11 protein-coding genes are annotated in these 9,373 nt (G+C 71.3%); 3 read left to right on the plus strand and 8 right to left on the minus strand.

Annotation, left to right across the window (positions count from 1 at the left end; genetic code table 11):
- Positions 1-23: 23 nt before the first annotated feature.
- Positions 24-1,133, plus strand: a complete 1,110-nt coding sequence (locus SGFS_RS49630) for an NAD(P)-dependent alcohol dehydrogenase (RefSeq protein ID WP_286259386.1) — start codon at positions 24-26, stop codon at positions 1,131-1,133.
- A 182-nt stretch (positions 1,134-1,315) separates the two neighbouring features.
- Positions 1,316-2,182: a hypothetical protein gene (locus SGFS_RS49635; protein ID WP_286259387.1), complete on the plus strand. Its 867-nt coding sequence runs from the start codon at positions 1,316-1,318 to the stop codon at positions 2,180-2,182.
- Between the two features lie 113 nt (positions 2,183-2,295).
- Here the strand turns inward: SGFS_RS49635 and SGFS_RS49640 are convergent, their stop codons facing one another.
- Together SGFS_RS49640 and SGFS_RS49645 are read right to left on the minus strand one after the other, a co-directional pair.
- Positions 2,296-2,850, minus strand: a complete 555-nt coding sequence (locus SGFS_RS49640) for a TetR/AcrR family transcriptional regulator (protein ID WP_286259388.1) — start codon at positions 2,848-2,850, stop codon at positions 2,296-2,298.
- On the minus strand, positions 2,847-3,209 hold the full coding sequence (locus SGFS_RS49645) for a DUF1304 domain-containing protein (RefSeq protein ID WP_286259389.1): 363 nt from the start codon (positions 3,207-3,209) through the stop codon (positions 2,847-2,849). The genes SGFS_RS49640 and SGFS_RS49645 overlap by 4 nt, the downstream gene beginning before the upstream one ends.
- A 156-nt stretch (positions 3,210-3,365) precedes the next feature.
- Here SGFS_RS49645 and SGFS_RS49650 point away from each other — a divergent pair, with 156 nt between their 5' ends.
- Positions 3,366-3,758: a VOC family protein gene (locus SGFS_RS49650; protein WP_286259390.1), complete on the plus strand. Its 393-nt coding sequence runs from the start codon at positions 3,366-3,368 to the stop codon at positions 3,756-3,758.
- Between the two features lie 33 nt (positions 3,759-3,791).
- Here SGFS_RS49650 and SGFS_RS49655 read toward each other — a convergent pair whose 3' ends face one another.
- The 6 genes from SGFS_RS49655 to SGFS_RS49680 all read right to left on the minus strand — a co-directional run bounded on the left by SGFS_RS49655 (position 3,792) and on the right by SGFS_RS49680 (position 9,360).
- Positions 3,792-4,103: a DUF4235 domain-containing protein gene (locus tag SGFS_RS49655; protein ID WP_286259391.1), complete on the minus strand. Its 312-nt coding sequence runs from the start codon at positions 4,101-4,103 to the stop codon at positions 3,792-3,794.
- Positions 4,104-4,127: 24 nt separating this feature from the next.
- Positions 4,128-5,144, minus strand: a complete 1,017-nt coding sequence (locus tag SGFS_RS49660) for a glutathione S-transferase family protein (RefSeq protein WP_286259392.1) — start codon at positions 5,142-5,144, stop codon at positions 4,128-4,130.
- 225 nt (positions 5,145-5,369) lie between these two features.
- Positions 5,370-5,819 carry a nitroreductase family deazaflavin-dependent oxidoreductase gene (locus SGFS_RS49665; protein ID WP_286259393.1) on the minus strand — a complete coding sequence of 150 codons (450 nt, stop codon included), beginning with the start codon at positions 5,817-5,819 and terminating at the stop codon, positions 5,370-5,372.
- A gap of 95 nt (positions 5,820-5,914) precedes the next feature.
- Positions 5,915-6,547, minus strand: a complete 633-nt coding sequence (locus SGFS_RS49670; RefSeq protein ID WP_286259394.1) for a LysE family transporter — start codon at positions 6,545-6,547, stop codon at positions 5,915-5,917.
- Between the two features lie 156 nt (positions 6,548-6,703).
- Positions 6,704-7,987, minus strand: coding sequence for a cytochrome P450 (locus SGFS_RS49675; protein WP_286259396.1), 1,284 nt, complete (start codon positions 7,985-7,987; stop codon positions 6,704-6,706).
- Positions 7,988-8,004: 17 nt separating this feature from the next.
- Complete coding sequence (locus SGFS_RS49680) at positions 8,005-9,360, minus strand: glutamine synthetase family protein (protein WP_286259397.1); 1,356 nt, start codon at positions 9,358-9,360, stop codon at positions 8,005-8,007.
- Positions 9,361-9,373 lie beyond the last annotated feature (13 nt).

Here is a 9,373-nt window from a genome sequence, read left to right on the forward strand (position 1 = left end):
CAATCGAAAAGGAGTTCAGGAGAATGTCCACCACCACACGTGCCGCCGTGGTCGAGTCCGGGGGCGCGCCCTTCACCCTCTCCGAGGTCGTCCTGGACCAGCCGGGACCGGGCGAGGCGCAGGTCCGTATGGTCGCCGCCGGGCTGTGCCACACCGACCTCGGTGTCGCCAGCGGCGCCCTGCCCTTCCCGCTCCCCGGAGTCCTCGGCCACGAGGGCGCCGGTGTCGTCGAGGCCGTCGGCCCGGGCGTCACCTCCGTAGCCCCGGGCGACCACGTCCTGCTGTCCTTCACCTCCTGCGGCAGCTGTCACAACTGCCGTGACGGGCACCCGGCGTACTGCGCCACCTGGCTCCCGCTGAACCTGCTCGGTGGCCGCCGCGCCGACGGCACCAGCACCATCAGCCGCGACGGCCAGGACCTCGGCGGCCACTTCTTCGGCCAGTCCTCGTTCGCCGAGCGCGCCCTGGTCGACGAGCGCAGCCTCGTCAAGGTCGACCCCGAGGTGCCGCTCGACTCCATCGCCCCCCTCGGCTGCGGCGTACAGACCGGTGTCGGCGCCGTCTGGAACGTGCTGGAGCCGCGCGCGGGCAGCACGGTCGTCGTCCTCGGCGCCGGAGCCGTCGGCCTCTCCGCCGTGATGGCGGCCGCCCTCACCCCGGCGACCACGATCATCGCCGTCGACAAGGTCGGCGAACGCCTGGAGCTGGCCAAGGAGCTGGGCGCCACGCACACGGTGAACGCGAACGAGGTCGACGACCTCACCGAGGCCGTCATGGAGATCACCGGCGGCCGGGGCGCCGACGGTGTCGTGGAGACAACCGGCAGCGTCTTCGTGCTCCGCAAGGGCGTCGACTCCCTCGCCGCGCGCGGCACCCTCGTGATCGTCGGCGCCCCGCCGTTCGGCACCGAGGTCTCCCTCGACGTCAACGGCATGCTCGGCGGCAAGCGGGTCGTCGGTCTCACCCTCGGCGACAACGAGATCCAGACCGCCATCCCGGTCCTCGTCCAGCTCGTCAAGGACGGCAAGCTCCCGCTGGAGCGTCTGATCAGCCGCTACAAGTTCGAGGACATCGACCAGGCGGTGGCGGACATGAGCGGCGGCAAGACCATCAAGCCAGTGCTGACGTTCTGAACCACGCCTCGGCATTGGCGTCCGCGGCCGTGCCTCTCCCCGCGGCCGGACGGCCCTGTGGGCGACCTGAACACCAGGTCCGCCCGCAGGGCCGTCGAACGTTCGGGGCCCCCGCGACGTCGGAGGAGTGACACGGCGTTCGTGGCGTGTGAAAGGGCTTCGTGAACGGCAAGGGGTGGGGCATGCGGGGAAGATTCGTGGCGACGGCGGTCCTGGTGGCCGTGACGGCGGTGGGATGCGGCACCGGGAAGCAGGACGACCCCGTGACAGCCGGTACGCCGCCCGCCACGCCTTACGACGGCCCCCTCCACCTCCCGCACAAGGAGGTGGACGAGGACGGCGTCGAGGCGATCAGAACCGAGTCGGGCGCGGCCGGAAAGGCCCTGGAGTGCGCCGGCGAGATCTACGACGGCGGCGGAGGCCCCGGTGGCTGGGGCGAGAACGACGGCGGTGACACGCCCGAGGAGGGCCTGGAGGCGTACTTCGACATCGAGGTGCCCGATGTCCCCAGGGAGGGCTACCGCGTCGAGCGTGCGGAGAAAAACCGCGTCCTGTTCTCCTACGACGTCGACGGCAGGACCAAGGTCGCCGTGATCGTCGCCAAGGACCGGAAGAACAGCCCCGGCTGGGGCCCGGAGACCAGCGCCTCCTGCGACCCGGCCGAACTTCCGGCGAGCTTCACCGACTCCCAGTGGTACGAGATCTGGACCGACGAGGACGGCAAGCGCGTCCCGATCACGAAGGTGCACACCTCGAAGGGGCCGGAGCACTGCGACTGGCAGGACGCCCACTTCCTGTCGGTCGGCAGCGACGCGGACGGGGACGGGAAGCTGTACGGCCGCGATCCGGACGGGGTCCTGCCCGAGGGCATGCTCACCGCCGCCTACGACGGCGACGCGCGTATGCCCGAGGGGGCGCGTGACACCGGGTACCGCCACGAGGACCGGTCGCTGTGGCTCGTCGAGGACGACCCGTCGAAGGCGTACGTCCGCACACCGGACGGCGTCGAGGCGTGGCCCGCGGTCGCCGAGGGCAAGGGCTGCGCCTGAGCCGGTACGGGGGCTCAGAGCCGGTGTCCGGACCCGGGCCGGGAGCATGCCGCCTGGCACGTACGCTCGCCGCATTGACGACGCTCGTCCGGCCGGGGCCCGGACACCGGCTCTCAACGGCTGCGGTGCAGGGCGACCAGCAGCTGCCACGACTGGTGGGCGATCTCCTCCGAGGAGGCGTCGATCCGCCCGTGCAGCCAGTCCGCGAGGACCCCCGCGAAGGTGGCGGCCACGGCCGACGCCACCAGCGGGGCGTCCGCGGCCCCCGCCAGCTCGCGCTCACGGAGGCTGTAGGCCCGCAGGTCCCGGTACAGGACCCGGCCCAGCGGACCGCTGCCGCCCGGCGCCAGCAGTGTGCGGTACAGCGCGGCGTGCGGGGCGAGCGAGGCGAAGAACTCCACCAGAGCCTCGGGCGCCCGCACCGGGTCGGGGCGCCCGCGCCAGGCGTGCAGGGCGTCCACGGCCTCCCGTACGACATCGGCGCAGGCGTCCACCGCCAGCGCCTCCAGGTCGGTGTAGTGCACATAGAACGTGGCCCGGCCGACCCCCGCGCGGCGGACCAGCGCGGCCACGCTGACCTCCGCCAAGGGGTGCCGGGCGCACTCGGCGAGGAGGGCTTCCCGCAGCTTGGCCCGGGTACGGGCGGCCCGGGGATCCTCCATGGTCATCCGGCGACGAGCACGGCGGCCAGGGCCAGGGCGCCGGGGAGGGCCTGCGCGACCAGGATGCGGCGGTTGGCCGTGGCCGCCCCGTACACGCCCGCGACGATCACGCAGCCGAGGAAGAAGATCTGCGCGCGGTAGCCGGTCGGGTCACCGGCGATCAGGCCCCACACCAGACCGGCGGCGAGGAAGCCGTTGTAGAGCCCCTGGTTGGCGGCCAACGCGGCGGTCCGCTGCGCCATCTCGGCGTCGAGCCCGTGGAAGCTCATCCCCGGCTTCTTCTGCCACAGGAACATCTCCATCACCAGGATGTACACATGCAGCGCGGCCACCAGCGCGACCAGCACATTCGCCAGGATCTCCATGGTCGACGGACTCCTTCTCCAACACTTGACACTTCATTAACTCTTGGACAGGTGTCCACTATAGCTGGACAGTCGTCCATGAAGTCACCGGGGTCGGATCACCCGGGGCGGGTACAGGGAGTACATAGGTCGACGGGGCGGACCCACGGAGGAGTCATGGCACTGGTCGAGGCCGGAGTGGTGGTGCTGGACTGCGTCGAGCCGACGCAGCTCGCCACGTTCTACAAGGAACTGCTCGACGCCGAGGAGACGGAGGCGACCGTCGACCGGGTCGAGATCAGGGGCGCGGGCGGTACGCGCATGGCGTTCAGCCGGGACGCCCTCGCCACCCCGCCGAGCTGGCCGCGCCCCGAGGAGTCCTTCCACACCCATCTGGACTTCTATGTCGAGGACCTGGACGGGGCCGAGCGGAGGGTCGTCGCCCTGGGCGGCCGCCCGATCGAGATGAGGGACCCGGGCGGCGGGCTCGGGGAACGGTCCTACGCCGATCCGGCCGGCCACACCTTCACCCTGCGCCGCGTGATACCCGCGGCACCGGAACCCTGCTGACCCCGACCCGCTGACCCCGCTCGGACCCGCCGCTCAGTCCTGGTCGTTCTTCTCGGCCGACTCCTTGGTCGGCCAGCTTCCGGTGGACCGTTCGATGGCCTTGGCGCCCGCGCGGTTTACCACGCTGCGGACCGCGGCGAAGATCGCGCCCTGCAGGGCCGCCGCGAGCAGCACCTCGCCCCAGCCGCGGTCCCGGTCCAGCGCGTCGGGCGTGTCGTCCTCGTGCCGGATGGCCTTCCAGGTCTTACGGAAGGCGAAGGAGGAGATGGCGCCCCCTGCCAGGCCGAGCACGAGCCCGACGGGCTGGTAGACGAGCGGCAGCTTCTTCTTCTTGTTCTTGGACATCGGGTTCCTCCATGTGAACCGTGGTCAGGCGCGACCCGTGGGCGGCACGGCCTCCGGGCCGGGCACCGGACCGGGTGGTGTTCCGTCGCCGAACGGGCGTCCGCCCAGCTCCTCGCGGTGGTGGGGCGTCAGCCAGCCGGACGTATCGGGGCCGAGCGGCACGATGCCGGTCGGGTTGATGCCGGTGTGCACCTGGTGGTAGTGCCGCTTGATGTGGTCGAAGTCGACGGTGTCACCGAAGCCGGGGGTCTGGAAGAGGTCGCGGGCGTACGCCCACAGCACCCGGTCCTCCGCCAGCTTCCACAGATTGCACTTGAAGTGGCCGTGGTAGACGGCGTCGAAGCGCACGAGGGTGGTGAACAGCCGGATGTCGGCCTCGGTGATCGTGTCGCCGACGAGATACCGCCGGCGCGCCAGCCGCTCCGACAGTGCCTGAAACCTGCGGAACACTCCGGCGCAGGCCTCCTCGTACGGCTTCTGGCCGGTGGCGAAGCCCGCCCGGTACACGCCGTTGTTGACGTCCTCGTAGACCTCCGCCATCACGGTGTCGATCTCGTCGCGCAGCGCGACCGGATACAGGTCGGGCGCTCCCTCGCGGTGCAGGGCCGTCCACTCGGTGGCGAGATCGAGGGTGAGCCGCTGGTAGTCGTTGCTGACCAGCTTGCCGCTCGGCACGTCGACGAGCGCGGGCACGCTCACCCCGTCCGGATAGTCGGTCGCCCGGGCGTCGTACGCCTCCTTGAGGAAGCGGATGCCGAGGACGGGGTCCCGGCCGTCCGGGTCCAGGGTGAACCGCCAGCTGCGGTCGTCCTGGACGGGGTCGGCGATCGCCAGCGACAGCGCGTTCTCCAGGCCCAGCAGCCGGCGCGAGATCACACCCCGGCTCGCCCAGGGACAGGCCCGGCTGACGACGAGCCGGTAGCGGCCCGCCTCCACCGGCCAGCCGTCCCGGCCGTCCGCCGTGACCCGGTCGGTGAAGTGGCTCCTGGACCGCTGGAACTCCCTCCGCCCGTACTCCTCGTTGCCTTCGCCGACGCCCATTTCCGCCCACACCTCTCGGTGTCCCGATACATCCGACTCTGTGAGGGTTCCCCTTTTTCTTCGGTTGCCACGGGGTGCGGCCGACCGGTGGGGGGCACAGGGAACCCCGCCGCGACGGGGGAGCGCGGCGGGGTCCGAGGCTCGGGTGCCCGGTGCCCGGCGCGTCATGCGCCGCACACCGAAGAATTTCTGCGGGGTTCGCTCAGTGACCGTCAGCCGGTCGCGTCACGCCCCGGCCGGCGGCTCCAACACGAAGACGGGGATCTCCCGGTCGGTCCGCTCCTGGTAGTCGGCGTACGGCGGATAGGCGGCTACCGCCCGCCGCCACCACTCGGCCTTCTCGTCACCGGTGACCTCGCGCGCGGACACGTCCTGCTTCACGGGCCCGTCCTGGAGCTCCGCGACGGGGTGCGACTTGAGGTTGTGGTACCAGACGGGGTGCTTGGGGGCGCCGCCCTGCGAGGCGACGACCGCGTACCGGCCTTCGTGCTCCACACGCATCAGCGGAGTCTTGCGGATCTTTCCGCTCTTCGCGCCGAGCGTGGTGAGGACGACGACCGGCATACCGGAGTCCAGCAACGTCGTCCCCTCGGTGCCGCCCGAGCTCTCGTACAGCTCGACCTGCTCGCGGACCCACTGTGTCGGGCTGGGCTCGTACTCGCCGTCGAATGGCATGGCAACCGTCCCTTGTCGTGTGGCGATGCTGTCCCGGGTGCAACAACCGCGGGGTGCGGAATCATCCGCACCGGACGGCGGAGAAGGCGGATCGGTCACGAGGGCACCACCGTCCGCACGGCCAGGAACGCGATCACCGCGCTGGACACGAGCGCCGTCACCAGCTGCCCCCGCTGCCCGGTCAGGGCCCGCCCGAGCAGCGCCCCGCCCCCGGCGAGCAGCAGTTGCCAGGTGGCGGAGGCGAGGAAGGCGGCCAGGACGAACACGCCCTGTTCCAGGGGGCGTACGGCCTCGGTGGCGCGGCTGCCGAGCACGAGCGCGGCGAAGTAGACCACCGTGGTGGGGTTGAGGAGGGTGATGCCGAGGAGGCTCAGAAAGGCCCGGGCCGGGCTCGGTGGGGCTTCGTCGGTGCGGGCGGTGAGCTGCCGGTGGTCGCGGTACCGGCGCAGGGCTGTGACCGCGCCGCTCAGCGCCAGTGCGAGCAGGACCAGGGCGGAGGCCCAGCGCAGGGGGCCGAGGACGGGCCGGAGGGCGGCCGCGAGGGCCGTGCCGCCGAGGGCGGCGATCAGGGCGTAGAGCCCGTCTGCGGTGGCCACGCCGAGTGCGGCCGAGGCGCCGGTGCGCAGGTTCGTACGGGCGGTGAGGGAGACGAGGTAGGTCGCGACGGCCCCGACCGGGACGGCGATGCCGTAGCCCGCGAGGAGGCCCGCGACGAGCGCGGCCGTCATGACCGGGGCGGTGTCGGCCCCCACGGTCGGCCGGACTGCTGCTGCCCCCGCACCGAGAGGACGGTGGCGGGGGTCAGCGGCAGGAAGGCGTCGATGATGAACATGGGCAGATCCTGGGGGCGGCCGTCGTGCCCCCGCAATCGATTTACGGCGGCCTCAGGCCACGGTCACCTCGACCGGCAGCTTCTTGATGCCGTTCACGAAGTTGGAGCGGACACGCGGGACCTCGCCGACGAGACGGATGTCCGCGAGGCGCGGGATCAGCTCCTCGAACATGATGCGGATCTCGGTGCGGGCCAGCAGATTGCCCAGGCACAGATGCGGGCTGCCCTTGCCGAAGGTGACATGGTCGTTGTCGGCGCGGGCGACGTCGAAGTCGTACGGGTTGCCGAAGACCTCCTCGTCCCGGTTGCCGGAGGCGTACCACATGACGACCTTGTCGCCCTCCTTGATCCGCTTTCCGCCGAGCTCGACGTCACGGGTCGCGGTGCGGCGGAAGTGGTAGATGGGGGAGGCCCAGCGCAGGAACTCCTCCACCGCGCTCGGGATCAGGGACGGGTCGTCCTTGAGCCGGGCGAGCTGTTCGGGGTTCTGGAGCAGGGCAAGCATGGAGTGGGTGATGGTGTGCCGGGTGGTCTCGTTGCCGGCCACCACGAGGAGCAGGAAGTAGTTGTCGAAGTCCTGCGCGGAGAGCGGGACCCCGTCGCGCGGCACGGTGTTGACCAGCTTCGACACCAGGTCCGTGCCGTCGCCGCCGCGCCGCTGCCGGGCCAGTTCGCGGCCGTAGTCGAAGACTTCGAGGGAGGCGGGGGAGCGGAACGGCAGATCGCGGTACTTCTCGCTCTCCGCGCTGTCCAGGAGGACGTCCGCGTAGTCGGGGTCGGTGTTGCCGATGATCCGGTTGCCCCAGTCGATGAGCTGCTGGTTGTCCTCCGGCGGCACGTCCAGGAGGCGGGCGAGCACGTTGATGGGGAAGTCCGCGGAGACCTCCTTGACGAAGTCGAAGGTGCCCTTGGCGAGCGCCGCGTCGAGGGTCGTGGCGGTCAGGCCGCGCAGGAAGTCGGTGTAGCTGTTGATCACGTTCGCGCCGAACTGGCGCTGGAGCAGGCTGCGCAGGGCGCGGTGGCGGACGCCGTCCAGCTCCAGGATGGAGGCGCGCTTCTTGATCTGGTCGTCGTCGACCTCTTCGAGATTGACGAACTTCATCGAGGTGAAGGTCTCGGCGTCGCGGTCCACGCGGGCGATGTCGGCGTGCCGGGTCACCGCCCAGAAACCGGAGTTGGGCGCCTCCTCCGGCTGCCAGTGCACCGGGTCCTCGTGGCGCAGGGTGTGGAACATGCGCCACGGGGTGACGCCGTCGGTGAAGTTGTCGAGGTCGGCCAGGTCGACCTCTTCGAGCGGTAGTGGTTCGTTCACGGCACTGGTCAGGATCTCGGTCATGCGGTGCTCCTCGGCGGTCACAGGTGGTAGGCGTACTCGGTGAACTCCCAGTCGGTGACGTGCCGTTGGAAGCGCTCGACCTCGTTGCGTTTGTAGGTGAGGAAGGAGGTGGTGAAGTCCTTGCCGAGCACCTCGGCCAGGGCGGTGTCCGCCTCCAGCGCGTCGAGGGCCTCGGGCAGGGTGGCGGGCAGCAGGGCGGCCTTGGCGGTGTCGTAGCCGTAGCCCTCCAGCGGGGCCGGCGGCTCCTCGCCCGCCAGGACCCCGAGCAGGGCGGCGGCGACGGTGCCCGCGATCGCCAGGTACGGGTTGGCGCTCGCGTCGCCGAGCCGCAGCTCCATGCGGGCACCCGAGCCGCGCTCGGGCGGGATGCGGACCATCGCGCTGCGGTTGTCGAGCCCCCAGTCGATCAGCCAGGGCGCGAGCGTGTCGGGCCCGAAGCGCTTGTACGAGTTGATCGTCGGGTTGAGCAGCGCGGCGAGGGCCGGGGCGTGCGCGAGGACGCCGGCGATCGCGTGCCGGGCGGTCGCGGACAGCCCGTGCGGGCCCGAGGGGTCGTCGAAGACGTTGCCGCCCTCCTCGTCCTCGCAGGACAGATGGAGGTGGAAGCCGGAGCCGCCGGCGTCGTTGAAGGGCTTGGCCATGAACGTGGCGAGTCTGCCCTCCCGGCGGGCCAGTTCCTTGATCGCGGCCTTGAAGCGGAAGGCACGATCGGCGGCCGACATCGCCTCCGAGTGCAGCAGGTTGATCTCGAACTGCCCGCCGTCGAACTCGTGGTTGCCGCTGAGGACGCCGAGGTCGAGGTCGCGGACGTGCCGCAGGGTGCGCAGCAGATGGTTGTCGGCGTCGGCGCGCAGGCCGGCGGTGTACACGGCGCCGTTGTCCGCGCCGTAGCGCCGCCAGCCGCCCGCACCGCCGGTCTCGGGCTCGCAGAGGAAGTACTCCAGCTCGGGTCCCACGACCGGGCGCAGCCCGTGCTCGGAACACCGGGCCAGGACCGCCCGCAGCAGGTCCCGGGGCGACTCCGGGGCCGGTGAACCGGTGGCGGGGTCGAGCACGTCCCCGAGGCAGGTGGCCACCCCGGGCTCCCAGGGCAGCGCGGCCAGGGTGCTCAGATCCGGCCGTACGGCGATGTCGGGCAGCCCCGCGTCCAGGCCGCCCGCGACGGGGACGACGTCGCCCTGGGGGCTGGTGTGGTAGACGGCCCGGCAGAAGGCGAGGCCGTGCTCGCAGGCCCGGGGAAGCTCCTCCAGCAGCACGTCACGTGCGCGGTCCGTGCCGATGAGATCCGGATAGGTCACGCGGACGACGTCGATGCCGTCGGCGGCCAGCCGGGCCATGTGCTGCCGGACTACTGGGATGTCGGATGCGCTCACCGATGTCTCCTCG

The organism is Streptomyces graminofaciens, from assembly GCF_030294945.1.
GTDB classification, from domain to species: Bacteria; Actinomycetota; Actinomycetes; order Streptomycetales; family Streptomycetaceae; genus Streptomyces; species Streptomyces graminofaciens.